The 26,089-nt window shown below is 53.4% G+C and carries 22 protein-coding genes and 3 pseudogenes; 20 read left to right on the top strand and 5 right to left on the bottom strand.

Going from position 1 to position 26,089, the window contains the following annotated elements:
* Window positions 1–238 precede the first annotated feature (238 nt).
* The 11 genes from AB4O41_RS15350 (at window position 239) to AB4O41_RS15300 (ending at window position 11,506) form a co-directional block, all read left to right on the top strand.
* Window positions 239–3,151, top strand: a complete 2,913-nt coding sequence (locus tag AB4O41_RS15350; protein ID WP_460143767.1) for an aminotransferase — start codon at window positions 239–241, stop codon at window positions 3,149–3,151.
* Window positions 3,152–3,466: 315 nt separating this feature from the next.
* Window positions 3,467–4,345 carry an N-carbamoylputrescine amidase gene (aguB, locus tag AB4O41_RS15345; protein ID WP_460143766.1) on the top strand — a complete coding sequence of 293 codons (879 nt, stop codon included), beginning with the start codon at window positions 3,467–3,469 and terminating at the stop codon, window positions 4,343–4,345.
* A gap of 44 nt (window positions 4,346–4,389) precedes the next feature.
* Window positions 4,390–5,454, top strand: a complete 1,065-nt coding sequence (aguA, locus tag AB4O41_RS15340; protein ID WP_460143765.1) for an agmatine deiminase — start codon at window positions 4,390–4,392, stop codon at window positions 5,452–5,454.
* A 245-nt stretch (window positions 5,455–5,699) separates the two neighbouring features.
* Window positions 5,700–5,912, top strand: coding sequence for a hypothetical protein (locus tag AB4O41_RS15335; RefSeq protein WP_030129326.1), 213 nt, complete (start codon window positions 5,700–5,702; stop codon window positions 5,910–5,912).
* Window positions 5,913–6,268: 356 nt separating this feature from the next.
* Window positions 6,269–6,940 carry a DsbA family protein gene (locus AB4O41_RS15330; RefSeq protein WP_460143764.1) on the top strand — a complete coding sequence of 224 codons (672 nt, stop codon included), beginning with the start codon at window positions 6,269–6,271 and terminating at the stop codon, window positions 6,938–6,940.
* A gap of 17 nt (window positions 6,941–6,957) precedes the next feature.
* The gene (locus tag AB4O41_RS15325; RefSeq protein ID WP_460143763.1) at window positions 6,958–7,353 is read left to right on the top strand and encodes a nuclear transport factor 2 family protein; all 396 of its coding nucleotides are present in this window, start codon (window positions 6,958–6,960) and stop codon (window positions 7,351–7,353) included.
* A gap of 236 nt (window positions 7,354–7,589) precedes the next feature.
* A complete protein-coding gene (locus AB4O41_RS15320; protein ID WP_460143762.1) occupies window positions 7,590–8,876 on the top strand; it encodes an OprD family porin in 1,287 nt (428 codons plus the stop codon).
* A 414-nt stretch (window positions 8,877–9,290) separates the two neighbouring features.
* A complete protein-coding gene (locus AB4O41_RS15315; protein ID WP_460143761.1) occupies window positions 9,291–10,037 on the top strand; it encodes a 2OG-Fe dioxygenase family protein in 747 nt (248 codons plus the stop codon).
* Between the two features lie 46 nt (window positions 10,038–10,083).
* Entirely contained in the window at window positions 10,084–10,497 is a 414-nt protein-coding gene (locus AB4O41_RS15310) for a GNAT family N-acetyltransferase (RefSeq protein ID WP_460148348.1), read from the top strand.
* Window positions 10,494–11,210 carry an AzlC family ABC transporter permease gene (locus AB4O41_RS15305; protein ID WP_123721679.1) on the top strand — a complete coding sequence of 239 codons (717 nt, stop codon included), beginning with the start codon at window positions 10,494–10,496 and terminating at the stop codon, window positions 11,208–11,210. The genes AB4O41_RS15310 and AB4O41_RS15305 overlap by 4 nt, the downstream gene beginning before the upstream one ends.
* Window positions 11,189–11,506 carry an AzlD domain-containing protein gene (locus tag AB4O41_RS15300; RefSeq protein ID WP_460143760.1) on the top strand — a complete coding sequence of 106 codons (318 nt, stop codon included), beginning with the start codon at window positions 11,189–11,191 and terminating at the stop codon, window positions 11,504–11,506. The genes AB4O41_RS15305 and AB4O41_RS15300 overlap by 22 nt, the downstream gene beginning before the upstream one ends.
* Here AB4O41_RS15300 and AB4O41_RS15295 read toward each other — a convergent pair.
* On the bottom strand, window positions 11,423–12,349 hold the full coding sequence (locus AB4O41_RS15295) for a LysR family transcriptional regulator (protein ID WP_460143759.1): 927 nt from the start codon (window positions 12,347–12,349) through the stop codon (window positions 11,423–11,425). The genes AB4O41_RS15300 and AB4O41_RS15295 overlap by 84 nt on opposite strands.
* A gap of 586 nt (window positions 12,350–12,935) precedes the next feature.
* A pseudogene (locus AB4O41_RS15290) lies at window positions 12,936–13,146 on the bottom strand (DUF3077 domain-containing protein); the annotation flags it as partial.
* Between the two features lie 44 nt (window positions 13,147–13,190).
* On the opposite strand from AB4O41_RS15290, the pseudogene AB4O41_RS15285 reads away from it, so the two are divergent.
* Window positions 13,191–13,417 (top strand): annotated as a pseudogene (locus tag AB4O41_RS15285) (helix-turn-helix domain-containing protein).
* Window positions 13,418–13,729: 312 nt separating this feature from the next.
* Here AB4O41_RS15285 and AB4O41_RS15280 read toward each other — a convergent pair.
* Window positions 13,730–14,892 (bottom strand): IS3 family transposase gene (locus AB4O41_RS15280; protein ID WP_415265108.1). Its coding sequence is split into 2 segments (ribosomal slippage): window positions 13,730–14,637 and window positions 14,637–14,892, totalling 1,164 coding nucleotides; the frame shifts between segments, so codons are not numbered across the junction.
* A 122-nt stretch (window positions 14,893–15,014) separates the two neighbouring features.
* On the opposite strand from AB4O41_RS15280, the gene AB4O41_RS15275 reads away from it, so the two are divergent.
* The 8 genes and pseudogenes from AB4O41_RS15275 to AB4O41_RS15240 all read left to right on the top strand — a co-directional run bounded on the left by AB4O41_RS15275 (window position 15,015) and on the right by AB4O41_RS15240 (window position 22,461).
* Window positions 15,015–15,236, top strand: a complete 222-nt coding sequence (locus tag AB4O41_RS15275; RefSeq protein ID WP_460143758.1) for a tautomerase family protein — start codon at window positions 15,015–15,017, stop codon at window positions 15,234–15,236.
* Window positions 15,233–15,529, top strand: a pseudogene (locus tag AB4O41_RS15270) (DsbA family protein); the annotation flags it as partial. The gene AB4O41_RS15275 and the pseudogene AB4O41_RS15270, both read left to right, overlap by 4 nt.
* A gap of 77 nt (window positions 15,530–15,606) precedes the next feature.
* Window positions 15,607–16,317, top strand: coding sequence for an SDR family NAD(P)-dependent oxidoreductase (locus tag AB4O41_RS15265; protein ID WP_460143757.1), 711 nt, complete (start codon window positions 15,607–15,609; stop codon window positions 16,315–16,317).
* 208 nt (window positions 16,318–16,525) lie between these two features.
* Entirely contained in the window at window positions 16,526–17,275 is a 750-nt protein-coding gene (locus tag AB4O41_RS15260) for a hydroxypyruvate isomerase family protein (RefSeq protein ID WP_460143756.1), read from the top strand.
* Window positions 17,276–17,681: 406 nt separating this feature from the next.
* Window positions 17,682–19,478, top strand: coding sequence for a hypothetical protein (locus tag AB4O41_RS15255; protein WP_460143755.1), 1,797 nt, complete (start codon window positions 17,682–17,684; stop codon window positions 19,476–19,478).
* Window positions 19,479–19,506: 28 nt separating this feature from the next.
* Complete coding sequence (locus AB4O41_RS15250) at window positions 19,507–20,454, top strand: ABC-three component system protein (protein ID WP_024645031.1); 948 nt, start codon at window positions 19,507–19,509, stop codon at window positions 20,452–20,454.
* Window positions 20,447–20,677 (top strand): ABC-three component system middle component 8, encoded by a 231-nt coding sequence (locus AB4O41_RS15245; RefSeq protein WP_200866307.1) that lies wholly within the window; start codon window positions 20,447–20,449, stop codon window positions 20,675–20,677. The genes AB4O41_RS15250 and AB4O41_RS15245 overlap by 8 nt, the downstream gene beginning before the upstream one ends.
* A complete protein-coding gene (locus AB4O41_RS15240; protein ID WP_460143754.1) occupies window positions 20,674–22,461 on the top strand; it encodes a DUF2326 domain-containing protein in 1,788 nt (595 codons plus the stop codon). The genes AB4O41_RS15245 and AB4O41_RS15240 overlap by 4 nt, the downstream gene beginning before the upstream one ends.
* Window positions 22,462–22,790: 329 nt before the next feature.
* Here the strand turns inward: AB4O41_RS15240 and AB4O41_RS15235 are convergent, their stop codons facing one another.
* On the bottom strand, window positions 22,791–23,768 hold the full coding sequence (locus AB4O41_RS15235) for an integrase domain-containing protein (RefSeq protein WP_169877120.1): 978 nt from the start codon (window positions 23,766–23,768) through the stop codon (window positions 22,791–22,793).
* Window positions 23,769–24,673: 905 nt separating this feature from the next.
* Window positions 24,674–26,002 carry a tyrosine-type recombinase/integrase gene (locus AB4O41_RS15230; RefSeq protein WP_460143753.1) on the bottom strand — a complete coding sequence of 443 codons (1,329 nt, stop codon included), beginning with the start codon at window positions 26,000–26,002 and terminating at the stop codon, window positions 24,674–24,676.
* Between the last annotated feature and the right edge of the window lie 87 nt (window positions 26,003–26,089).

Here is a 26,089-nt window from a genome sequence, read left to right as displayed (position 1 = left end):
AATAGGCGTGATGGGCCGACATTCTTACGCAAAGTGGTGGTCGGTGCGAGTGGTGCGGTGGTTCAGGCGATCAAAATCTTGAAGTCGCTCAATCCGAGATTGCTGTAGGAAAGTTCATCTGAGTAGTCGCTGACTGAAAACCATCCCCAATGCCGACCCCCCGACCGGTATAAGAGGGTTGCGTATCGCCCCAAGCAGTGGCGATATAAGCGCCTAATAAAATTTCAGGGGTCGTTGTATGCCGCTCGCCACGTTGATTCATCGCGCCAGTCTGCCCAGCCCGCAGGTGTCTGCGGCGCAAGCGCTTGAGCTGCTGGAAGAACATTACGGGCTGAGCGGGCGGTTGCAGGCGCTTGGGAGCCAGCAGGACCTCAATTTCCGGGTCGACAGCGAGCAGGGGCGTTTTGTCCTGAAAATCTGCCGTGGCGATTACTCGGCACTGGAGCTGCAAGCCCAACACGCAGGGCTCAAGTATTTGGGTGAACATTCCGGCGTGCCAGTGCCCCGAGTGATTCCTGCCAAAAACGGCGCTGACCTGCTCTCCCTTGAAGTTGGGGGCCAGGCAGTGCATGTACGACTGCTCGATTACATCGAAGGCCAGTCCCTGACGCACCTTGATCATCTAGATCATTCAGTGGTTGCCGGTTTCGGTCTACTCTGCGGCGAAATGGATCTGGCGCTGGCCGGTTTCGATCATCCGGGTCTTGAGCGCACCCTTCAATGGGACGCCCGCCACGCCAACGCGTTGATCGCGCATTTGCTGCCGGTGATCAAGGATGATCGGCAGAGAGAATTGATTGCTGAGGCGGCCGAACAAGCCGAGCGCCATTTGCAGCCACTGGTGGATAAGCTGCCGGTGCAGGCGATTCACATGGACATTACCGACGATAACGTGGTCTGGCAGCGGGATTCCCAACGCCAATGGCAGTTGCAGGGCGTGATCGATTTCGGTGATTTGCTCCGAACCTGGAGGATCACCGATCTGTCGGTGACCTGCGCCGCGCTGCTGCACCATGCTGATGGCGATCCGTTCTGCATTTTGCCGGCGGTTCGGGCTTATCACGCGGTCAATCCGTTGCAGTATGAAGAGATGCTGGCGCTCTGGCCGCTGATCGTCGCGCGCTCGGCAGTGCTGGTACTGAGTGGCGAGCAGCAGGTCAGCATCGATCCGGGCAATGAGTACAGTCGCGACAACCTGACCCATGAGTGGGAAATTTTCCGTGTTGCCACATCGGTGCCGTTTGCGTTGATGGAGGCGGCGATTCTTACTGCAGTCGGCCAAAACCTGCCGGCCATCGACAGCGAAGGTTTCGCGCCATTGTTGCCGAGTCTGGTGGGGCGTGAATTTGCGTTGATCGATCTGGGTGTGCTCAGTCCGCATTTCGAGGCGGGTAACTGGGAACAGCAAGGGATCGATCTGCATTTGTTGATGGAAGCCGCAGCGGCTCACGGTCTGGCGGCCAGTCGATATGGGCAGTATCGTCTGTCCCGCACTCGGCCTGACAGCGCCAGCGAACCGGACACTTTCCCGTTGCACGTTGCATTGCGAGTGCCCGACGGCACGACGGTCGAAGCGCCGTTTGCCGGGGTTATCCATGTTGAAGGGGAGAACCTGCTGCAACTGGACGGCCCAGAACTGAGCGTCCGGTTGTGGGGGGTGACTCCGTCGGTGCGCAGTGGCGCGGCGCTGGTCAAAGGCCAGGTGCTGGGTTCGGTCAACGGGCCATTGATCGTGCAGTTGTGTCGAAGCGCTCAGCTCGACGCGCCGTTGTTTTGCACGCCTTCGCGCGCGGCAGCATGGCAGGCGTTGTGTCCTTCACCTGCCGTGTTGCTGGGCCTGGCCTGCGATGCGGAAGAAGAACTCGATCCGCAGACATTGCTGGCCCGCCGTGACGCGAGTTTCGCTCGCTCTCAGAAGCACTATTACGTCGATCCGCCGCGCATCGAGCGTGGCTGGCGCAATCACCTGATCGACATGCAGGGTCGTTCTTACCTCGACATGCTCAACAACGTCGCGGTCCTGGGTCATGGCCATCCGCGCATGGCGGCCGTTGCCAACCGGCAGTGGTCGTTGCTCAACACCAACTCGCGTTTTCACTACGCGGCGATTACCGAGTTTTCCGAGCGCTTGCTGAAACTGGCACCGGACAACATGGATCGCGTATTTCTGGTCAATAGCGGCACCGAGGCCAATGACCTGGCGATTCGCCTGGCTTGGGCCTATAGCGGCGGCCGCGACATGCTCAGCGTGCTGGAGGCTTATCACGGCTGGTCGGTGGCAGCGGACGCTGTTTCGACTTCGATTGCCGATAACCCCAAGGCCTTGAGCAGCCGTCCGGACTGGGTGCATCCAGTGACAGCGCCGAACACCTATCGCGGTGAATTTCGTGGCGTCGACAGCGCACCCGACTACGTGCGCAGCGTCGAACACAACCTGGCGAAAATCGCCGAGCAGAAACGTCAGTTAGCCGGTTTCATCTGCGAACCGGTGTACGGCAATGCCGGCGGTATCTCGCTGCCGCCGGGCTATTTGCAGCAGGTCTATGCGCTGGTCCGCGCTCAGGGCGGGGTGTGCATCGCCGATGAAGTGCAGGTCGGTTATGGCCGAATGGGCAAATTCTTCTGGGGCTTCGAAGAACAGGGTGTGGTGCCAGACATCATCACCATGGCCAAAGGCATGGGTAACGGCCAGCCGTTGGGCGCAGTCATTACCCGCCGGGAAATCGCCGAAGCGCTGGAGGCCGAGGGTTACTTCTTCTCTTCGGCCGGTGGCAGCCCGGTCAGTTGCCAAATCGGCATGGCAGTGCTGGATGTGATGGAAGAAGAAAAACTCTGGGAAAACGCCCAAGTCGTGGGCGGGTATTTCAAGGAGCGTCTTGAAGCATTGATCGACCGGCATCCGTTGGTGGGCGCAGTGCATGGTTCTGGCTTCTATCTGGGCGTGGAGTTGATCCGCAATCGAGAAACCCTGGAGCCTGCGACTGAAGAAACCACGGCGTTGTGTGATCGCCTTCGTGAGTTGGGGATCTTCATGCAGCCGACTGGCGATTATCTGAACATTCTCAAGATCAAGCCGCCGATGGTTACGTCGCGTCAGAGCGTGGATTTCTTTGTCGATATGCTCTCGAAGGTGTTGGACGAAGGGTTGTAAGACTTGATACCGCTTTCGCGGGCAAGCCTCGCTCCTACAAGTCCGTGTCGTGCGCATATTCCGCGAACGATATAAATCCGTAGGAGCGAGGCTTGCCCGCGAAGGCGTCATAAAGATATACCTAAAATTCGATTGTTATCGGGTTTAAGCGAGTGATTTTCGACAGATAGAATATATATCGCTTTAAAAGCCGATTTTTATCGGCTATAAAGTCGCCATTGCCCACGGTGTGGACGAACCATGCCCGGTGCTGTCTCTTTCTGTCATCGGTCGATGCCACCCTCGACCCTCAAGCACTTGCCCAGGAGATGATTCATGAGCCGTATCGTTACCGTCGCCGCTACCCAGATGGCCTGTTCCTGGGACCTTGAAGCCAACATCGAGACCGCTGAGAAGCTGGTCCGTGAGGCTGCGGCGAAAGGCGCGCAAATCATCCTGATTCAGGAGCTGTTCGAGGCGCCGTACTTCTGCCAGAAACCGAACCCTGATTACCTGCAACTGGCTACGACCGTTGAAGACAACGTCGCCATCAAGCACTTCCAGAAAATCGCCAAAGAACTGCAGGTTGTTCTGCCAATCAGCTTCTACGAACTGGCCGGCCGCGCACGTTTCAACAGCATCGCGATCATCGATGCCGACGGCAGCAACCTCGGGATTTATCGTAAAAGCCACATCCCGGACGGCCCTGGCTACCACGAAAAGTACTACTTCAACCCGGGCGATACCGGCTTCAAAGTCTGGAATACCCGTTACGCGAAAATCGGCGTGGGCATCTGCTGGGATCAGTGGTTCCCTGAGTGCGCCCGCAGCATGGCGCTGCAAGGTGCGGAAATCCTGTTCTACCCGACCGCCATCGGCAGCGAGCCACACGACAAGACCATTTCGTCCCGCGACCACTGGCAGCGTGTGCAACAAGGCCATGCCGGTGCCAACCTGATGCCGCTGATCGCCAGCAACCGCATCGGCAACGAAGAGCAGGACGGCTACGACATTACCTTCTACGGCTCGTCGTTTATTGCCAATCAGTTTGGCGAGAAAGTCCAAGAGCTGAATGAAACAGAAGAAGGCATTCTGGTTCACAGTTTCGACCTCGATGAGCTGGAGCACATCCGCAGCGCATGGGGCTCGTTCCGTGACCGTCGCCCGAACCTGTACGGCGCGATCAAAACCCTCGACGGTTCCCTGGAGTCCTGAACCATGACCACTTTGAACAGCACCCTCGCACCGACGGCTTTTATATGCCCGCCGAATGGGCGCCACAGACCCAGACCTGGATGGTCTGGCCCGAGCGCCCGGACAACTGGCGCCTGGGCGGCAAACCGGCGCAAGCGGCGCATGTGGCGGTGGCCAAAGCCATCGCGCGTTTCGAACCGGTGACCGTGGCGGTCTCCGCTGGCCAGTACGAAAATGCTCGTGCCCGTCTCGACGTGCCGAATATTCGTTTGGTGGAGATGTCCAGCGATGACGCCTGGGTTCGGGATACTGGCCCGACATTCGTCATCAACAACCGCGGCGAAGTCCGTGGTGTGGATTGGGACTTCAATGCCTGGGGCGGTTTCGACGGTGGTCTGTATTCGCCGTGGAACCGTGACTCGCAAGTGGCGGGCAAAATCCTCGAAATCGAGCGCAGCTCGCGCTATCGCACTGAAGGTTTTGTGCTCGAAGGCGGCTCGATCCATGTCGATGGCGAAGGCACCCTGATCACCACCGAAGAGTGTCTGCTCAACCGTAATCGCAACCCGCACATGGACCGCGCGCAAATCGAAGCGGTGCTCAGTGCAAATCTGGCTGTGGATAAGATCATTTGGCTGCCGGATGGTTTGTTCAACGACGAAACCGACGGCCATGTGGATAACTTCTGCTGCTACGTGCGCCCGGGCGAAGTACTGCTGGCCTGGACTGACGATCCGCAGGACCCGAACTACCCGCGCTGCCAGGCGGCAATGAACGTGCTGCAAAACAGCACCGATGCCAAGGGTCGCCCGTTCACAGTGCACAAAATGCCGATTCCGGGGCCGCTGTATGCGACCGAAGACGAGTGCGCAGGTGTCGATCCGGTGGATGGCACTCAGGAACGCAATCCGACTGTTCGTCTGGCCGGCTCTTATGTGAACTTCCTGATCGTTAATGGCGGCATCATCGCGCCAAGTTTCGACGACCCGTTGGACGGTCCGGCCAAAGAGATTTTGCAGACTTTGTTTCCGCAGCACGAAGTGATCATGGTACCGGGTCGTGAACTGTTACTGGGGGGCGGTAATATCCACTGCCTTACCCAACAACAGCCCGCCCCGCACAAGGAGTGAGTGAGGACGTAACAGCTTGAGTTGATTGAAGAATTTATTGAGCAACGATTTAGCCTCGTCGTTTCACAGAAAGCCCGCAGCCCATCAGGACTGCGGGCTTTTTTGTATCCACTTGTCGACACTTCGAAAAGATTGGCACAGCTCTTGTATCTTCGATGGTGCAACGTGGGGAGGGAGAGAACTTCGATGTTCTGTCATAAACCTTGGATAAGTTAGCCGCTCACAAACCAGGAGAGAGCGCTGAGATGAACGCCGAAATGAACGTCGTGAGCGAGCGGGCACTGCATCCCCTGGCAGTTAACAGCGAATCGCTCCAGGTCTTGGCGCAGTGGTTGAAGTCCAATGGAACGCGTCAGATCAGGGAACCTGATCCGCGCCGGATGATGATCGAGCGCTACCCCGCTGGTTTATTCAGCGAGGCGGAACTGGAAGCACTGTGGGATGTGATGGAAGGATAAGAAGAAAAACAACGGATTGATAAAAGCGCTGCCGGGAAGGCGGCGCTTTTTTATGGGCGAAGGATTTTATGATCACTGGAGATCAAATGTGGGAGCGGGCTTGCTCGCGAAAGCGGTATGCCAGTTAACGAAGATGTTGAACATGATGGCCCCTTCGCGAGCAAGCCCGCTCCCACAAGGTTTTGCATGGTTTAGAAGATGTAGGTTCCGGTCATGTCAGCCATAACCTGGTGGAAACAGAAAGCATTCGACCGATTCATGAAACAGACTGAAAGCCATTCCAGCGTTTTTCCGAAACTGTCTGGGGATTAACCTGCCGGCATCGAGTTTTCTTACTTTGTTGCCGGAGTCTTCCCATGATCCTTCACTACATTTACGACCCTTTGTGCGGCTGGTGTTACGGCGCCAAACCACTGGTCCAGGCTGCCAAAGCCGTGTTGCCTGTCATCGCCCACGGTGGCGGCATGATGACCGGCGCCAACCGCCAGACTGTTTCGCCACAACTGCGCAATTACGTCATGCCCCACGACCGACGCATTGCCGAGTACACCAGCCAGCCGTTTGGTGAGGCGTATTTTGAGGGTTTGCTGCGCGATGAGACGGCGGTGTTCGATTCCGCGCCGCCGATTGGCGCCGTGCTGGCAGCCGAGGAGATCGCTGGACGCGGTCTTGAATTACTGGGGCGTTTGCAGACAGCTCATTACGTGGACGGTCGACGCATCGCTGACGAAGCCGTTCTGCTGGAACTCGCCACACAGACCGGCCTTGAACCTGAGGCGTTCCAACAGGCATTTAATGAAGCTGACATCGAGCGCCATATCAAGGACAGCCGCGCACTTTTGGCCAAGGTCGGTGGACAGGGTTTCCCGACTTTTGCGCTGGAACAGGATGGCCAGTTCACCCTGGTCGACATAGGCCCGTGGCTCGGCAAGCCGCAAGCTTTCGCCCAATGGCTGGATCAGTCGTTTGCGGCGAAAGAGTCTTCATCCGCCTTTCAAACCTGTGGCCTCGACGGCTGCGCCCATTGAATTCAACTGGAGCCACCATGGATAACCTGAGCCTGATCAAAAGCACCTATGAAGGCGCCAACTCCCAGGAGAATGCGCGCAATACCGCCGCGGCGCTGGCCGATGACGCCCGCTGGACCGAAGCGGCGGGCTTCCCCTACGCCGGGACCTATGTCGGTTTCGACGCTATCGTCGAAAACGTCTTCAAGCGTCTGGCCAGCGAATGGGAAGATTTTCAGTTCAAGGTCGAGAACTACGTCGCACAGGGCGACAAGGTATTTGCCTACGGTAATTACAGCGGTGTCTACAAAGCCACCGGTCGCCCGATGAATGCTCGGGTCGCTCACTTGTGGACCCTGGCTGACGGCAAAGTTACGCATTTCGAACAATTCGTCGACAGCCACACCGTGCAGCTGACCATCGCTGACACGTGATTTCTTAGAATATTTTCACCTATTTACAAACGATTCATGAAATTGACACTTTATTCAGGGCGCGGATAGGATGCGCCCAACGCCTGTGGCTAACCGCCATGACTCACAAAACAATAAAAGGCCCGCCGCGAATTTTCGTGGGCGGGCCTTTTTGTTTTGGGGTGAAAAAAAGAGCGCGATAGCGCCGTTTCAGTGGTTCGACACAGCGCGTATCAACCCGTAATAAGGAAAATAACATGTTGAACAAGCGAATCAGCCTGATCGCACTGGGGATGTTGAGCGCCACTCAGGCCATGGCTAACGACCAGGCCGAGTCCAAGGGTTTTGTTGAAGACAGCAGCCTCAAAGTGCTGCTGCGCAACGCCTACATCAATCGTGACTATAAAGATGGCAACCCGGACAAAGCCGAATGGGGCCAAGCGGCCATCGGTACTTTCTCGTCCGGTTTCACCCAAGGCACTGTTGGTGTCGGTGTGGACGCCTTCGGTCTGTACGCACTGCGTCTGGATGGCGGCAAGGGCCGCAGCGGCGCCGGTGGTATCGACTTCTTCAAACAGGGCGATAGCGGCAACGCGGCTGATGACCTGTCGAAGGGAGGCGCGGCAGTCAAGTTCCGCCTCTCCAGCACCACGCTGACCTATGGCGACCAGATGCCGGCCCTGCCGGTGCTGAACTACGACAATTCGCGCCTGCTGCCGGAAAGCTACACCGGCACCCTGATCACCTCCAGGGAGATCAAGGGTCTGGAGTTGAACGCAGGGCGCTTCACCGCCGAATCGCGCAAAAGCGCTGAAGGCCGTGACAGCGGTGGCTTGAAGTCGATCAACGTACTGGGCGGTAGCTACCAGTTCACCGAACAGTTCAAGGCTGCGCTGTACGCATCCGACGTCGAAGACGTGCTGAAGAAGCAGTACGTGAACGTCAACTACGTGTTCCCGATCGACAAGGATCAGTCCCTGACCCTGGACTTCAACGGCTACCGCACCAAGCTGGACGATTCCTACGTTCGCGAAAGCGGCGCCACCGGCGACGACAACAAGATCTGGAGCCTGGCAGCGACCTTCGCCACCGGCCCGCACTCGTTCACCCTCGCTCACCAACGCAGCACCGGCGACAGCAACTTGGGCTACGCCTACGGCGGCTACCAGAAGGATCAAGGTCGCGTCGGCGATGGCGGCAACACCATCTACCTGGCGAACTCCTACTGGTCCGACTTCAACGCCGAAGACGAACGCAGCTGGCAGCTGGGCTACGGTCTGGACTTCGGCGCTTTCGGCGTTCCTGGCCTGAGCTACAACGTTGCCTACGTGCGCGGTGACAACATCACCACCTCCACCAGCGAAGGCGGCACCGAGCGCGAGATCTTCAACCAGTTCAAGTACGTCGTACAAAGTGGCCCGGCCAAAGACCTGAGCGTGAAGGTGCGCAGTTCGATCCTGCGTGTGTCGCAGAAGTCCAGCGAGTACAACGTCAGCGGCAACGAACTGCGCGTATTCGTGGATTACCCGATCAACATCTTCTGATGATCGGCTGAGTTGTTCGCAATACTGTTCACTTAAGTGCGGTTCTTCAGTCATGTCCTACTTTTGTGGCGAGCGAGCTTGCTCGCGTTGGGCTGCGTAGTGGCCCCAAAAATCTGACAACCATTGCCGTTTTTTGTGAGTGCTAAGCACTCAAGCGGGAGCAAGCTCCCTCGCCACAGGTTTTTCCGACTCAAGACTCTCTTCAATGAAGGGTAATGCGACTGGTTCGGGTTTTTTTTCGCCTCGTGACCGTAAGAAAATACAAAAAACTGCTGTTTTCGATCGTAAAAAGTCGAATTAAAGCAACTTCATACCGCGCTTCAAGCAACGCTTGATATGCCTGAAATTCTTTCTCATGGGCCGCAAATCCTGCAGCTACTAGATTAAGCCGCTAAATGTAGCGGAGACCTAGTAATGATCGTTTTAAACAGAGAAGTTGGCGAATCGCTACGGCGCGACAAATATGTCAACGTCCAGGGAGCTGACTTCAATCTGTTCGGTCATTTTTCCGACTTCGTCAGATTGACCAAAAGTTGGGAAAGCATGGAGCCGGACAGTTATTACGGCCAAGCCGATGCGGGCATGCGTTTCCGTCGGTACAGCGATTTCGAATACAACCCGCTCACCCGCGACTTGAAGCAACTGGAACACCGCGCCTACGTGCAATCGAAGGCCAACAACAGCTACGTCGGCGGACTGGAGCGGCACTTCCAGGACTTCTCCAATGAAGTCATTAATTCGCCGGTGATGCGCAGCCTCATCGATGCGGATTTCGAGGTGTACAAGAACGTATTGCCGCCGGAGTTGCACGAAGAAATCTGGCAATGCCAGATCCATCAGATCCGCATCGAGATCAAGCCAGGCAAGCAACTGGAAATTACCCCTGAAGGTATTCATTGCGACGGTTATCCGTTCAGCGGTGTGCATTTCTGGGGCCGCAACAATGTGGATGGGGCGGAGAGCCGTTTGTATTCGGCCCAAGAGGAACAATTGGCGGCGACGACCTATCTGGAAATCCTCGACACCACCTATTTCCTCGATCGCGACATGCGTCACTACGTGACGCCGGCACGCAACACCCACGCTCACGAAATGGCCTATCGGCAGATTCTGGCTATTTCCTTCTCGCGGCCCGGGACCGCTTTCGACATTGTTCGCTGAACAGCTAGACCCCATGATGCACATTGCCGAGTGCCCTGCACCGGTGATGCTGCAGCGCGCGACGGCCAAGGATGCCCAACGTCTGGAACGCTTCTTTCGGCAATTCGAAGAAGTGTCGTTCTGTGAATGGCAGGACGCCAAATGCCTGCGCGGTGTGTTGGTGCAAAAAACCACCGCTGCGTTCCTCGCGCTCGATGTCTGCGGCGAAGTGGTCGGCGCGGTGTTGGGCGGCATGCTCGGCAGCCGTGGCACCATCAATCACCTGGCGGTGAGTCCGGAGTATCGCAGCCAGGGCGTTGGTCAGCGCCTGGTGGAAGCGGCATCTGCGGACATGAAACGGGTGGGTGTGCTGCGGATGTTCCTGTTCGTCGACGATGCTAATCTTGCCGGCAAACGTTTTTGGAGTGCCCAGGGCTTTTGTGAGCCGCGCGGCGAAACGACCTTTGAGAGGGACTTATGAATGAGACGTCCAGCAGTCAGCCGCTGATGGTCGAGCCGCAGCCCTCGCGCACGTTCGCTGAAGCCAGCCCGGTGATTGCGGGCTACTTCACGGTGTCGTTTGTGTTCGGTTTAATGGCCGTCAATGCCGGATTGCCCGTGTGGCTGCCGGTCGCAATGTGCCTGTTCGTCTATGCCGGTGCCTCGCAGTTCGCCGCCCTGGCGCTGATCTCAAGCGGCGCGTCGCTGACCACCATCATCCTCACCACGTTTCTGATCAATGCGCGGCATATGCTGATGTCGGTCTACATGGCCAAGGCCTTGCAAGCGATGGGGCTCAGTCGTCTCGAGCGCTGGTGTTATGCCGGTGGGCTGACCGATGAGTCGTTTGCCTTCCACAGCGTCAAATTGGGCAAGGGCACGCCGGTCAATGTGCGTTACCTGATCGGCTTCAATCTGTATTGCCACACATCGTGGGTGCTGGGCGGTTTGCTGGGAGCAATCTGCGCGCAGTACGCGGCGCACCTGATCAAATATCAGCTCGACTATGCGCTGACCGCGATGATGCTCTATGTGCTGGTATCGCTGTGCAACACCCGCAACAAACTGATCGCCGCACTGGCCGCGGTCGCCTGCATGGGTGCCCTGAGCCTGATCGGCAGCTCACCCTTCAACGTGTTCATCGCCACATTCGTGGGCTGCGGGGTGGGTGTATGCCTGACCAAACGTTCCTGATCCTGGTCGTCGCGCTGATGATGGCCGTCACGTTCCTGCCGCGCGCGTTGCCGCTGCAGGTGAGCACCGATCATTGGCCACCCCTGGTCGCCCGCGCGCTGGAATACCTGCCGGTGGCGATCGTTGCTGCAATCAGCCTTACCCCTCTGTTGATCAAGGATCAGCAGGTGCAGCTCGATCGCCCGGAATTTTATGCAGCCATTCCGACGTTGTTATGTGCGTATTTCAGCAAAAACCTCTTTCTCAGCGTAGCGCTGGGAACGGCTGCGTACATCGCGCTCGGATCGTTCATGTAGCGGCAGAGTGACCACGTCGTTCAGGGCCTGACCCGACAACTCGGGGTTATTGACCGCCAGCCGCACTTCAAGGGAATCCTCGAAACCCGGGAAAATGGTCAAGCCGTTACGCAGGGCCGCCTCACGGGAAACCATGCCGAGGCCGTCCATTTGCGTGATTAACGACAGGGTCAGGGCCTCGCTGCAGGAATAGATCATCCGCTTGTCTGACTCGTAATTCCCAAGGCCGGCGTCGAGAAAACGCAAGAAGCTGTGGGAATACGGACAATCGTCGGCAGGACGAACCTGAAACTTATTGCCGAGCAGCATCAGCGGATCATTTTCCTGACCGCAATGAGCACCGACCACCTGCACCTGTACATGGGGCAGGGCAATGCTGGGTAACCCCGGCTGCTGCGGCCCGATCAACACGGCGAGGTCGAAGTCCTCATTCTTCAACTTGCTGAGGTTTTCCATCGACTCGGCGTAGCTGAATTCCAACTGAAAATCAGGAAACACTTCAATGAGGCGCCCGATCATGCGCCGGTTGAAGTCGGCCGAAAACGTCGTGTTAAGTGCAACTTTGAGCGTGCGCTGCCCCGGCACCTTGAGCGCGGCGACTTTCTCCTCCAATTGCCGCGTGGCGACCAATACCTTGTCCATGTAGGGCGTGAGCTCCGTGCCCTGTGTTGTCAGTGTCAGCCCCTTGTTGGAGCGACGAAACAACCGAAAACCGAACTGCTCTTCGACCTTGTTCAACTGCGCGGCCAATGCCTGCACGCTCAAACAGGAATGCTCTGCCGCCGCCGACAATGAGCCGGTCTGCACAATGCGCATGAGGTTACGTAAGGTTCTGCTATCCATTTGGGTAATGCCCTCTAAAGTGGGCTGGCTATTGTTGTGTACCTGACCGCCCCGGTGGGCGTCGGTCGCGTGCTGGCTATGATCCTGCACCTGAGCATGCTTGTCCCGAGTTTAGTAGCGAAATGATTCTGCGTCCGATGGTTGGAGGCTTACACAGGATCGGGGTTTTTGGTGGGGGGGAGGTGATCGGGGTCAAAAATTGGCCCGGATGGGCGAGGTGTGGGCGTTTTCTGGATATCAGCGAAACCTTTTTTCAAGGCAAAAAAAAGCAGCCTGAGCAGGCTGCTTTCATGAAAAGGTGCTTGATATTGTGCTCCCTCAAGCAGGGGAGGAGAGGTTTACCCGAGCGCTGATTTTCAGGTCATCAACGGGGCTCCTACTTCGACTATCGCCACCTGAAGGCAGTCGGTTTCGCGCTCTCGATTAAATTGTCTGCCCGTGTGATGAGGGTGTCAACGGGTGTGTTTGACCGTGTGTCGGCGTCTTTTTTGGGCGGTATTTGAAGTCAGCGAAGTGTGAGCCAGAAATGAAAGAATCCCGAATCAATGGGCTCTTTCATGCATGCGGCTCAGGTATGGTGACGACGTTATTGGCTACGATTGTTACCCGGTGCGTCGAGTACCTTCACCACATCATCGATAATCGCCTTACTCATTTCCTGCAAATAATGCGACGCCCAGGCGTGCCGGTCGGTGTTGCGAACCATGGCGGCGTCTGATGCGAGCAGTTTGGCGATGTGGAGCAGATCGGAGGCGTGGGAGAGGGTTTCGACAACCGGAAACGCCGGCGTTGATGCGGACTGGAACAGTTCCAGCAGGACTTGCTGGAGTCCGTGCGTCAAATGAAAGCCGGCGAAGCTGTTCGCGTGACAGAGGTGCCGCTGTCTGCGGCTGCTGAAGCGCGAGCCAAAGTGGGCGTTTTCTCAGAGCGCGTTCGCCAAGCTGATTGGAGTTAGTTTGCGAACATTGCAGGACTGAGCAAGGGCGTCGGCAACCGATGGCAGCGCAGACGCTGCTACATGGTGCGAGCCAGCATCCTGAGGCATTGCGCGATCTACAGGCGGTTTAGGATAAAACGGGGTACCCATTAGCTGGTTTCAAGCCAAGGCTAATGGGTGTCCTTTATTTGGATTTCGATGATTTCTCTCCTGCGCTAACTAGCATCAATTACCGCTCAAGCTTGACCCATACTTCCAAACTGCTCGGCCGATTCCCCTAGGCGTTGAAAAGCTTCAATCCTGAGTGCGCTCATTTCAGTGTTCTTCTGAGATTTTTCGGGCCGAGAGATTTCAATGCAGACCTCAACTCATTACACCAAGTATTTAATGATGTTCCCGCCCCCACCTTTATCCCCCTGACCCAACCTCATACAGTGTAGTGGTCAACTAATCCCGGACACGACGTTAAGTTTTTTCTCGGCCTGAGCTGGGGCCAGTCCGTTATTGAATTGGTGCGGTCTAATCCAGTTGTACCGATGCATCAGGTAATGACTGATGTCGCGGTGCGCTTCTTGAGCTGTCATGTAGCCCACGGTCGGTATCCATTCAGTTTTCAAGCTGCGAAACACACGCTCCATCGGCGCATTATCCCAACAGTTTCCACGACGGCTCATGCTTTGGCGCATGCGGTAACGCCAGAGCCGTTGGCGAAACTGGCGACTGCCATATTGCGAGCCCTGATCCGAGTGAAACAGCAGCCCTTGAGGCCTGCCACGCTGTTCGTAAGCCATGTCCAACGCCTTGATGACCAGATCCGCATCCGGCTTGTTTGACAGCGCCCAACCCACAATTCGGCGTGCGTAGAGATCCAGAACGACAGCCAAGTAATGCCATTTCCCTTGAGCCCAGATGTAGGTGATGTCGCCACACCAGACTTGATTCGGCGCCGGCACATCAAACTCTCGATTCAAGATGTTCGGAATGTCAGGCCGCTCAACCGTCGTTTGTTTGTAGGCATGTGATCCAGGTTGTTTGCTAACCAACTCCAGCTCCCGCATCAGGCCACGCACCTTGAACCGCCCGATTTGCTCACCGTCTTCCTGCATCATCGACACGATGCTGCGGCTACCGGCGGCACTTCGACTTTGCGTAAACAGTTCGTTGACCCGACTGCGCAACCGAAGCCGCTCAACGTCCGGAGTTCGGCGCCTGAGGCGGTGGGCGTAGTAACACGAACGAGTGACATCAAAGACTGCGCAAAGCCAATCAACCGGCTCTTGGGGGCTCAGTTGATCAATCAGCGCGTGCGCTCGTGCTCTTCCGACATCAAGAGCGCGGTAGCCTTTTTTAAAATGGATTTCTCCCGCTCAAGGCGAGCGATTCGAGCTTCCAATTCCTGGATTTTCTGTTGCTCTGGCGTCAGCGCCTTGCTCTGCGGAGTCAAGCCGTTGCGCTCCTGCTGGAGTTGGTTAACCCAGCGACGCAACGCGGACTCGACCACCCCAAGCGAGCGGCTGGCTTCGATATGGCTATAGCCTTGATCGAGCACGAGGCCTGCGGCCTCGCGTTTGAATTCAGCGGAAAAGGAACGACGTTGTTTGGTCATCAGACACCTCTATCTGGCGAGCATTCTCGCCTAAATGGGTGTCCGGTTTCATTAGACCACTACAACAGTCCTCTCCAACGCCTCCTCATCATTTCGATAAGAAGGTCACTGGAGATTGCCCCATGCCTTTCGTAAGCGTACGCATCACCCGCGATGGCGTTACCTCAGAGCAGAAAGCCCAGGTGATCGCTGAAATCACTGAAACCCTGGAACGCGTCCTCAACAAGGATCCGCACTTGACCCACATCGTTATCGAAGAAGTCGACACCGATAACTGGGGTTATGCCGGGATCACCACCACCCAGTACCGCAAGCAACTGACTGAGGCGGAAGGGCAGTCATGACTGCGTCCGTCACCATCGATTTCGTCTCCGATGTGGTGTGCCCATGGTGCGCCTTGGGCGCGACGGCGCTGGAGCAAGCGATCGAGAACGTGGCCGGTGAAGTCTCCGTCGAGCTGACTTTCAAGCCCTTTGAGCTGAACCCGGACATGCCAGTGGAAGGTGAGAACGCGGTCGAACACTTGATGCGCAAATACGTGCGCAGCGCCGAGGAGGTCGCCGCCGGCAAAGCGACGCAGATCGCTCGCGGTGAGGCCATCGGGTTCAAGTTTGATCTGGAGAAGCGCAGCCATTTCTGAGGCAAATGGCGCAGGTCCCCGCCGAAGACTGATTGATCACTTTTCAAACCATCATTTATTGGTAGAGGTTCATCATGAGCAATTCGAAAAAAGTCATCGTTATTACTGGCGCCTCCCAAGGTCTCGGCGCAGGCATGGTCAAGGCCTTCCGTGATCTCGATTATCGGGTTGTCGCCACTTCGCGTTCGATCCAGCCATCCACCGACCCAGACATCCACACCGTTGCCGGTGACATCGGCGACCCGGCGATCGCCCAGCGAGTCATCCGTGAAGCGATCGAACGTTTCGGCCGTATCGACACCTTGGTCAACAACGCCGGGATCTTCGTCGCCAAACCGTTCACCGCCTACACCCAAGAAGACTACGCCGCGGTGCTGTCGGTGAACTTGAATGGTTTCTTCTACATCACCCAACTCGCGATCACCGAGATGGAAAAACAGGGCCGCGGCCACGTCGTCAACATCACCACCAGCCTGGTGGACCACGCGATTGACGGTGTGCCGTCGGTACTGGCGTCGTTGACCAAAGGTGGTTTGAACGCGGCGACTAAATCGCTGGCCATTGAGTATGCCAAGCGTGGAATTCGGGTGAACGCGGTTTCCCCCGGCATCATCAAGACGCCGATGCATGGTGAGGAAACTCACGAAGCGCTGGGGAATTTACACCCGGTGGGGCATATGGGTGAGATCAGCGATATTGCGCAGGCTGTTGTTTATCTGGACAGCGCCAACTTTGTCACCGGCGAGATCTTGCATGTCGATGGTGGGCAGAGTGCGGGGCACTGAGACCTGGTTTTCCAAAGCCCAGAAACAACGAAGCCCTCGTATTTCTACGAGGGCTTTGTTTTGTATGGTGCGGGCACCAGGAGTCGATGGCTCCCGATGGAATCGGGAACACAACATTCGGGATCAGCTAGGCGCTTTGAATGTGGGGTTCATGAAGCAGTTACAATGTATGTAAAAGCCATAAATCACTACATGGATGTTTACCAATATGCTCAAGTTCAATGCTCATCTCGGTTTCCAATTCAATGAGTTGCCTTTTCTGCAGCGCATCGAAGCTGCCGCAGCAGCTGGTTTTCACGCGGTAGAGTTCCCGTCGCCCTATGAATTCGACGCGAGTCTTCTGGCCGACCACCTGGCTCAATACAGTCTGCCGCTGATTCAATTCGCTGCACCGGCTGGCGTTACCAAAGGCATCGCTGCCTTGCAGGGCAAGGAAGAGGAATTTCGCAGCGGGTTGCTCCAGGCCGCCAGCTATGCAAAGGCGCTGGCGTGTTCGGATGTCCACATCATGTCTGGTGTTACGACGCAGGATGATGCTGGGCGCATCTTCGAGGGCAACCTGGAATATGCAGTCAAGTACTTCGAAGACCAGGGTTTGCGGCCGCTTATCGAAGTGATCAGTTCGCAGGCGATGCCGGACTACTACATGTCTGACTTCAGCAAGGCGCAACAGGTGCTGGAGACCTTCCCGAGTGTTGGGCTGATTCTCGATCTTTACCATGCCCAGACTCTGACTGGAGACGCAGCAGATGTTCTGGCCCGGTTTTATGACAGAACAGTCCATGTGCAAATTGCCGACTGCCCGGGTCGTCACGAACCGGGAACGGGGAGCATCGACTTTGCTGCCTTGTTCGCGGCGCTGGAGCAGCGTGGCTATCCAGGATGGATCGGCTGTGAATACCGTCCTTCCGGTTCGACCGTTGCGAGCCTTGACTGGATAAAGCAGCTAAGTGTTTAGTGCTTGCGACGCGTGAAATGGGATTCGGATTTCACGTACGCCAGAAACAACAAAGCCCTCGCATTTCTGCGAGGGCTTTGTTTTGTATGGTGCGGCACCAGACGAACGGTAGCTTTTGGCGAGGCCAGGTTTCCTGCGGGTTTAGAAGTCGGTGGAAAATTTGGCGTACCCCGACCAGTAACTATAAATAAATCAGCTAGTTATGGCCTTCAGTGGAATCGAATCGGGATTGCTCCTATAGGATAATTAACATCCTTAATGCCCGGATAACGCTTCCTAAAATAATGTAATTTCAGCCTTCCAGATTCGCGCTGGAAGCGTTGTCTTATTTCTGCTCGAGATTTCTAGGCTGGCACAAGGCCATTTGGTATGATCGTGCCCTTGCGACTAACAAGGAAGTATGCAGATGGATTTCACGAATGTTTATCTTGGGAAAAGCGCACAGTTCTATAAAATTAAGAAAAAAATAACCAAAAAGAAAATATCTGAAGTATTTAAAGATATCTCTTCTGAGAAAATCGGTGGGTTCTTAATAAGAATTATCAAGGAAGAACTGGTTGTTAATCAAGAAGTTATTTTGTGTTCTGCAGTCGCCTATAAAATTGTTAGTGAACCCTCATTTTTGGATCAAACCGATATTCGTGAGGAGAAGTACGCGTTTGCCTTAATCGTAGAGTACGATTCAGCTGTAGCTATAATAAAGAAGCATGTTTCCTCGCTGGAGAAGAAGTTTTCCGAGTTCTTAGATGAGTTCGAGTATGAGAAATTTACAAATTTCCAAGGGCGAAACGACCCGGAGTATGAAAAAGTTACAATGAGTAACATGGCGATTTCGGATGCTGTCATTAGAAGCCGAGCGTATGAAGCCCGACGGCTAAATGGAATACTTTCGTCAAACTCATCAAGCCGTTCTATACCACAAAGTTTTAGAATAAAGGTGCAAGGGGATACGATTACTTTGACACCTAACGCGTCTAGAGTAACCCTGAGAGATAAACGATCTAATTTAAATGAAGTCGTAAGGTGGGTAATGGCCACGGTGCAGGAAATTAAAAATCTTGCAAACAAAAGCGAGTTCATTAATGGCTTTGCCTCACCTATTACGCTTGAGGAAATTGTCCAAAAAGGTTTCGAGCCTATCGCATTATTTATTAATCTTGACGAATTAGATGAGCTAATCAGGTCCGGAAACTCCGCATCGGAAATAAAGGTTTTACGCGGTGGAGGTGAGGAGGCGATGTCCCCGCTTCAAATGAAGCGTCTATTCGATTGTTTCAAAACGCCGGCTAAGGTTGTGGCGGGAGGGACGATGGTTTTTAAAGGGAAAGAAGTTTCAGGCGCTGTAACTTTGCAAAAGCGGGTGGCTTCATTCAAATCAAAAATCACAGATAATATTTTGCTGTATATTGAAAATGAACAGTGCATGTCATTGACGAAATATATCAATACCCACAAGCCGTTTTCGATCATGTTTAATACTCCGAAGTATGCCTACTTCGGAAGAGACTGTTTCGAAGACAGGAAATTATTAAATAATTTGCCGGCGGTCTTATCTATTTTTAATCCTAACTACGATTTTTCTGGAGTTCGTAGTGAAAAGGAAAAGAATGAGGATAGAAGGTATCCACCAGGTATCGATAAATTTCCTGAGTTATCGTTGTTTCGGAAGGTTGAAGATTTAGTATGCCTGCCTGATGGGGTCACTGTATGCGACGATATGAATGACGAATGGGCTGACCATATTTTCTTTGAACCCAATGCTAATCCTCCGGCGATATCGTTCATACATTCAAAATTTGTTAAAGGTGAAAGTTACGGTGCAAGTAGCTTTCATGAAGTGGTTGCTCAAGGCCTAAAAAATATTGGACGCACATTCGCTGATACCATTGAATTTAGAGAAAAACATGATCGTGATTGGACAGGTTTCTACGAAAACACTCAAATCACTAGAGTCAGAGGCGGAAAAAATTGGACAGATATTGAAAACGCATTAAACGCGATTACATCCAATCAAAACTCAGTGAGAAAAATAGTGTTGGCAACACCATTTTTAAAAAAGAGTGTATTGGAAACTCAATTTAATGAGTTGGCGCAAACAGGGACGTGTCGGCCGCATTATATTCAGTTGATCTGGCTGATCAATACTTTCATTGGTGCTTGTAAGGAATATGGTGTTCAACCTCATATTCTATGTAATCCATGAAATAAAAATATCTGAGAGGGATGCAGGTATGAAATATCAGTATAGTGAATTATCCCCGACGCAATTTGAGACTCTGGTAATTCACGTTTGTTATCGGCTGTTAGGTTTGGGCACTGAAACATTTTCTGATGGGCCAGATGGTGGGCGCGATTCCCGTTTTCACGGAGAAGCAGAATTGTTTCCAAGCAGATCAAAGCCGTGGAGCGGTTTAACTGTGATTCAAGCAAAACATACGCTGGCATACAATAAGAAATTTTCAGACCCTGACTTCTTTGGGGTCGCCTCGTCGGCTGTCAATGGTGAGATTTTAAAGATTAAGGGACTGATCGATAACGATGGTTTAAGTAATTATTTGCTTTTTTCAAATAGAAAGCTTCCAGGCAATGCGAATGAGGCCATCAAGAACTTTATCTCTTTTGAGACTGGCCTCGACAAACAGAATATTGGATTGGTTGGTATCGAGAGTTTTGAAAATTATTTGAAATTCTACCCCGACATTCCAGCTGCTGTCGGTTTAAACCCATTCGAGATGCCTTTGAACATAGAGCCAGATGACCTAGCTAGTATTATAGTAGGGCTTAGTAATGGCTTAGGAGGTATAACTAAACGCGACATATCTACCCGAATATTTAGAACTGATTTTGAAAGAAAGAATGAGATAAATAGTCTTTCTGATCAATATTCTAAGCTCATAAAAAGAAAAATTGAAGACATGTATCTCATCCAGGACTTCCTCGCGATGCCTGAAAACGATGATTTGCAGAGGCTATACTTAGGCGTATCAGAAGAACTGGCTGCGAAAATTATCGCTCTTCGAATCCCTGGTCAGAGTTTTGATGTTGTGCTAGAGAAGTTGATCGAACTGCTGTTGGAACGGGATGTTGAACTAAAAGGGAACAAACAGTTAACCAGATCTATGATGTATTATATGTATTATCATTGCGACATTGGAGATGATGATGTTGCTAATGCCTAATAAGAACTCTCATCCCGATCTCACTGTTCTGGCAGTGTCTGGTTTTTTATTGGGCTCCATTAAGAAGTCTAAATTTGAGAGCTATTCTGATTTGCTAGAAAAGCTTAATTCTTACGATGCTAGGGCAAATATTTTATTTAAACCGAGCTTGCAGTTGCTTTTTCTTTTGGGGTTGGTTGATTATCACCGTAAGAATGATCTTATCGAGTATGTCGGACCATGAAAATTTCTAGGATATATTCAAATTTCGAAAGCGAATTTTCTACTGTTGATTTCCATGATGGTTTTAATGTCATACTTGGTAGGGTTTTTAATAAGACCTTGAAATCGACAGATGCCCATAATTTAGGTAAAAGCAAACTGGCAGAACTTATTGATTTTTGTTTGTTGAAAGGGCGGCACAAGACTTTCTTCTTGTTTGAATTTTTTCCTGTGTTTGAAAAATATGAATTTTACATTGAGCTTAAGCTGAACTCCGGTGAGTTTTTAACTGTAAAACGCGGAGTATCAAAAAACACTCGAATTTTTTTAAGGAAACACTCAAAAGCTAAACAATGCTTTCGAGGTTTAGAAGATGCGCTCTGGGATTATAGTGATCTTGCAATCGACAAAGCACGCCTTGTTCTTGACTCCTACCTTAATCTCTTGGTTATTGATCCATGGAGTTATCGTGATGCTATCGCTTACTGTCTAAGAGGTCAGGATGATTACACGGATGTTTTTCAATTGGATAAGCATAGAGGGCAACATGTCTATTGGAAACCATATGTTGGACACCTTCTGGGATTTGACTCGTATTCGTTGAAGAGAAATTACTTGCTAAAGAGCGAGGTTGAAGCTCTGCGGGAGGAAATCGCTAAGCTAAAATCCGCTATAGGCTTGACTGCAGGCGATCAAGAAGAAACGATATTGAACCTGCTTGACGTGAAAAAGAATCAAGTTTCTGATTTGGAATGGCAGTTGGAGAATTTTAATTTTGATAGCACTGATGTGCTTTATATTGAAGAACTCGCGGATGGTATAAATTCACAGATAAGTGATCTTAATAATTTGAGATACTATCTTTCTGCACGGTTAAAGAAACTCAATAAGTCCTTGGCGTCGAGCGATGTTAAAATCGAGTTGGACAGTTTGTCTCAGCTTTTCGAGGAGTCGGGTGTTATATTTGATGGTCAGCTTAAGCGAACATTTGGGGAGCTGGTAGAGTTTAATCGTAAAATAACTATTGAGCGTCAAGGGTTTATTTTTCAGCAAATAGGGGAACTGGAAAGCGAACTTGTTGAAATAGCTAGCTCTATTTCTGAGCTTAGTGAAGAACGCTCAAAGAAATTGGGGTATCTACGCTCGCAAGATGTTTTTTTAAAGTATCAAGAAGTGTCAGATCTTCTTTCTGAACAGAAGTCCTACATTTATGAGCTGAATCGAAGGTTGGAAGTGAACTCTTCTGTGAAAAGTATGGAGGCTGATTGTAGAAAGCTGATTCGAGAAAAAGATGAGGTTGTAGAGAAGATTAGGATGAATCGCGATTCGGTCATCCGGTCGAATGATGGAATCTATAAAGGGATCAAAGAGCATTTTGCGAACTTTGTAACGGAAGTATTAAATAAGGACGGAGTATTAATAACTGAGCAAAATGCTGAAGGGAATTTGGAATATTCGGCTGGTCTTTTAAATGGTCTAGGACGAATAACTGGAGAGAGTGATGGGCATAGCTACAGAAAAATGCTGTGTATAGGCTTTGATATCGCTGTCGCAATGGCGTATTCAAAAATGGAATTTGTGCGGTTCTTATATCATGATGGTGGGTTGGAGACACTTGACGATAGAAAGAAAATTGAGTTTATTGAGTACGTCCGAACAGCATCTAGTCTCTCTGGGATTCAGTATATTTTGACTACAATCGACTCCGACGTGCCAGATGGAGTTGTATTCTCGGAGTATGAACTAGCCCGCGTGCTACATGACGAAGGTAGTTCTGGCAGATTGTTTAATATACCTACTTGGTAGTTTGAGTTAGAGTTTTTTTGTATTATGGCCATTAAGGTCATTGATGCGATAATTTTTTCTGTCAGGGGGGTTAGTGTTTAAGACCCATTTTTTTCCTAGTCGACGAACTATCAGCCTCGAGGTTAGAAGGTAATAGTAATGGGAGCCGGCTGTTTGTTGATTTAGAAACCAGGTGAGATGCTTGTGCTGCCACGTCCATGGATTATCTCGGTACCAGCGATCAGAGATCGCGGCTTGAATGGTCTTTGCTTGGCGTAGATGGCGCTGGCGTGTGGCATGCGACCCTGTCAGGACCCCCACCAGGAACAGCTCCATATCGAATGGCCTGATCATTGTCGACCACCAATGTAGGCCGATACCACGTCGATTCGACCATGCCCCAGTTCATAACTGATTTGTGAGCGTGCCTCTCGATCGAGTTGCAGATCTAGGTGGCTGCATCTGCCGCCGTTGATAGGCGCTAGGTGACAGGTGATCTGCTCATAGCGTTCGCATGCGTAAGCCGCGCGCAGTTCGTGGAAGCCTTTGAGGTTGTTCGTATGTAGGAAGTCTCGGACGGGTCGCACGACTCTCCGTTGGAAGTCGAAGTAGCTTTCGTTCGGTGCCAGCAGGTTGCAACTATCGTTGGGAGAGACCTGCTCGGCATAGCTGAGTGCTTCGTGGATTTGAACATTTACCTGAATCCAGCGAGGCGCAGATGCCCCCGAGCGTCCACCCTTGGTTCCATCCTGGATATTGATCTTGCCGTAATGTTTGGCTTCGCGCTTGAGGCGTGGTAGGTCGGCCAGAATCGCCTCGCGCAATCGCATGCCAGTGGCGCGTGCCAACTGCATAACGGCTGCGGCACGGGGATTCTGTTCGCAGAGCGCGTCGACGATCCGTTTCACCTGTTCGCGGTCTTGGCCTTGCGGCACTGAGCGACGAACACTGGCCCGCTGCATTCCCAACGCCTTGCTTGGGCTCGGTACTTTCACGGACTGATCACCGCGAAGCGCGGCCATGGTTCGGTTCACGCTGGACAATCGGTTTTGCGCGGTCGCGATGCCGATAGCTCCTTGTGCAACCTGCTGGCGTAAGTGTCCTGCGTAATCCAGTAAGGTCTGCCGATCAATCTGCTGCGCATCGTTAAATCCTGGTCCATCCTCCGACCGACACCACCGAACAAACGCCTGCCAGCGATCACTGTGCGCTTTGACCGTCCCGTAATGCCCACCGCCAAACAGATCTTTCAGCGCTTGCGGCCCCGCATAACTCAGTTGCCGTCCATAGCCAAAATTGCGCCCATCCCGTCTACCGACCAATGCCATGATCGAACTCCTCTCGAAGCCAAAACTTTTAAAACCTTCCCCACGTCATCCCGCCAAGAATGCTGAGTGTTATCAGGGATCAAGGCCCCTGCGACCTGTGAGGGTTGTCCACTAACGCGGGACTGGCGGCTCTTTACGACCGAGAGCTTGGGCATCTCATGATCTGGCCTCCTGAGCACTTCCGAAGAAGTGGGCGGGTGGAGGCTGCACTGGCTGACGAGATCAGCGCCGCGAGATCCTGAGTCGGGTGAAGGCAGTGATGAGATGACCGGGGCATGCCTGACTGTCAGTCAGGTGCAACCCGTTCCTTGGGCTGCGGCACCATCGTCTGCATCGCTGTTGCTGGTGACCTCGGTGTTTGTCACGCCGATTGTCACAAGGGGGAATGCCGCAAAGCCTTGTACGAGTTGGGCTGCAGCAGTGGTAGGAGCGCCCGTCTCTTTCCGGGAGAAAGAGACGGGCGCAGGTTGGCGCAATGAAATGGCCACGCGGAGAGGTTGCTGCAGGGCAGTTGGGTAGGGGGATGTATTTGCCGCAATGGCAATGATCTGGAGTGGGCATCCATCACTCGGTGAGTGACCGTGCGAGCCGCCGGACGCTAATCGCACTTTGGGAGAACCACCACGGTGTGGCGTAGCCTCAAAGGTTCTGGCTACCTGGGTTGCTGTCAGCGACAGCGCTTTGCCCGATCTTTTCTACGCCTGTGGATAATTCGGGTCAAGGCTCGAATTTTCGGGAGTTCTGCGGCTGTGGATGAAATTATCCACCGGTGGAAATCAGTGGTTTTCCACAGACAGTTACTTGGGCTTTAGATTTTTTAAGTGAGGTCCATCCAAGCAGGGCGGCTTTGCAGCCCCGCTTGGATGGACCCGCGTGGAAGGGCGGACAACGGTGATCTCACAGGCTTACCCACGTTTGGATGCGCCACGGCTATTTTGTAGGGCCGTGATGTTGTCGCCGACTGGGTGAGCGAATTCGTGGGGTGTCACATGCCCATGGCGGTTGGCGTCGATGTAGTTGCTCCACCACGCCATGATTAGCCTGCGCTGTTCGAGGAATTCGGCCTTGTGGATATAAGCGGCGCGAACGCGGTTGCGTTCCTTGTGGCTCATTTGTCTTTCGATGGCTGCGTCGGTCCATAACCCGGACTCAAGCAGGGCGCTACAGGCCATGGTCCTGAAGCCGTGGCCGCACACGTCCTTGCTGGTGTCATAGCCGACGTTGCGGAGCATGGTGTTCACCGTGTTCTCGGACATGGGCTTCCAGTACTTGTGGTCGCCCGGTAGCACCAACTCTGAAAAGCGACTGAGGCTGCGCAGGCGCTCCAGTATTTCGATGACCTGCGGCGATAGCGGAACCATTTGAATGTCGCCGTTCATCTTGGTCCCGCGCGTGGAGTTGCGTACCCCTTCAATCGGTGCGCGCGTATCGGGGATTTCCCACATGGCGCGTTGAAGGTCGAACTCACTCCATCGAGCGAAGCGCAGTTCGCTGGAGCGGACGAATACATGCAGAGTCAGCAGTACGGCAAGGCGCGTCAGCTCGCGGCCGTTGTAGTTGTCGATTCGGTGTAGCAGTTCGGGTAGGCGGTTGAGGGAGAGGGCCGGGCGATGGACTGTGCGCGGCGCGTGAATCGAGCCTGCCAGATCCAGTGCAGGATTCATGGTGATCTGCCGAGCCCTTTTGGCCCCGCGCATGATGGTGGATAAGTAGTTCTGTACCCGTAACGCCACATCCATGGTGCCGCGTTCCTTGATGCGCTGGGTGATCTCTAGCAGATCGTGGGTATCGAGTTCGGCGATGGGCCGTTGGCCGATCAACGGGAAGACGTGGGTACGCAGTCGGCTCATTACGGTTTTTGCGTGGCCTTCGGTCCAGCGGCGGGACATATCAGCGTGCCACTCCAGAGCAACGGTTTCGAAAAGCAGTGCCGCCCGTTGGGCTACGATCTTGGCCTTTTTCTTTTCTTCCATTGGATCGAGGTTGTCTAGCAGCAACGCCTTGGCTTCGTCTCGCTTACGTCGTGCGACGGAAAGGGTAACGATGGGGTAATTGCCGATGATGAGCGTACCTTCCTTGCCGTTGGGCTTGGTGTACTTAAAACGCCAGGTCTTCACGCCATTGGGTTTGACGAAAAGGTACATGCCGCCACCGTCGAACAGTTTGTAGGCGCGCTCGCGAGTTTTGGCCGTGCGGCATTGCAGGTCGCTGAGAGGGATCGCTAGACGTGGCATAGGGGTACGCGCTCCTGACCGGAAAATCGCAGTACCCCTAACATACCCTCGGGGAAGGGGGGATTTTGTTGGATCCCGACAGAGGGT

The organism is Pseudomonas sp. S2_A02, from assembly GCF_054668495.1.
This window is presented reverse-complemented; position numbering and strand designations above follow the sequence as displayed.

Bases quoted from the DNA above. Each gene is read 5' to 3' on its own strand.
- AB4O41_RS15350 (WP_460143767.1), top strand. From the start codon at position 239: ATGCCGCTCGCCACGTTGATTCATCGCGCCAGTCTGCCCAGCCCGCAG.
- aguB (WP_460143766.1), top strand. From the start codon at position 3,467: ATGAGCCGTATCGTTACCGTCGCCGCTACCCAGATGGCCTGTTCCTGG.
- aguA (WP_460143765.1), top strand. From the start codon at position 4,390: ATGCCCGCCGAATGGGCGCCACAGACCCAGACCTGGATGGTCTGGCCC.
- AB4O41_RS15335 (WP_030129326.1), top strand. From the start codon at position 5,700: ATGAACGCCGAAATGAACGTCGTGAGCGAGCGGGCACTGCATCCCCTG.
- AB4O41_RS15330 (WP_460143764.1), top strand. From the start codon at position 6,269: ATGATCCTTCACTACATTTACGACCCTTTGTGCGGCTGGTGTTACGGC.
- AB4O41_RS15325 (WP_460143763.1), top strand. From the start codon at position 6,958: ATGGATAACCTGAGCCTGATCAAAAGCACCTATGAAGGCGCCAACTCC.
- AB4O41_RS15320 (WP_460143762.1), top strand. From the start codon at position 7,590: ATGTTGAACAAGCGAATCAGCCTGATCGCACTGGGGATGTTGAGCGCC.
- AB4O41_RS15315 (WP_460143761.1), top strand. From the start codon at position 9,291: ATGATCGTTTTAAACAGAGAAGTTGGCGAATCGCTACGGCGCGACAAA.
- AB4O41_RS15310 (WP_460148348.1), top strand. From the start codon at position 10,084: ATGCTGCAGCGCGCGACGGCCAAGGATGCCCAACGTCTGGAACGCTTC.
- AB4O41_RS15305 (WP_123721679.1), top strand. From the start codon at position 10,494: ATGAATGAGACGTCCAGCAGTCAGCCGCTGATGGTCGAGCCGCAGCCC.
- AB4O41_RS15300 (WP_460143760.1), top strand. From the start codon at position 11,189: ATGCCTGACCAAACGTTCCTGATCCTGGTCGTCGCGCTGATGATGGCC.
- AB4O41_RS15295 (WP_460143759.1), bottom strand. From the start codon at position 12,349: ATGGATAGCAGAACCTTACGTAACCTCATGCGCATTGTGCAGACCGGC.
- AB4O41_RS15275 (WP_460143758.1), top strand. From the start codon at position 15,015: ATGCCTTTCGTAAGCGTACGCATCACCCGCGATGGCGTTACCTCAGAG.
- AB4O41_RS15265 (WP_460143757.1), top strand. From the start codon at position 15,607: ATGAGCAATTCGAAAAAAGTCATCGTTATTACTGGCGCCTCCCAAGGT.
- AB4O41_RS15260 (WP_460143756.1), top strand. From the start codon at position 16,526: ATGCTCAAGTTCAATGCTCATCTCGGTTTCCAATTCAATGAGTTGCCT.
- AB4O41_RS15255 (WP_460143755.1), top strand. From the start codon at position 17,682: ATGGATTTCACGAATGTTTATCTTGGGAAAAGCGCACAGTTCTATAAA.
- AB4O41_RS15250 (WP_024645031.1), top strand. From the start codon at position 19,507: ATGAAATATCAGTATAGTGAATTATCCCCGACGCAATTTGAGACTCTG.
- AB4O41_RS15245 (WP_200866307.1), top strand. From the start codon at position 20,447: ATGCCTAATAAGAACTCTCATCCCGATCTCACTGTTCTGGCAGTGTCT.
- AB4O41_RS15240 (WP_460143754.1), top strand. From the start codon at position 20,674: ATGAAAATTTCTAGGATATATTCAAATTTCGAAAGCGAATTTTCTACT.
- AB4O41_RS15235 (WP_169877120.1), bottom strand. From the start codon at position 23,768: ATGGCATTGGTCGGTAGACGGGATGGGCGCAATTTTGGCTATGGACGG.
- AB4O41_RS15230 (WP_460143753.1), bottom strand. From the start codon at position 26,002: ATGCCACGTCTAGCGATCCCTCTCAGCGACCTGCAATGCCGCACGGCC.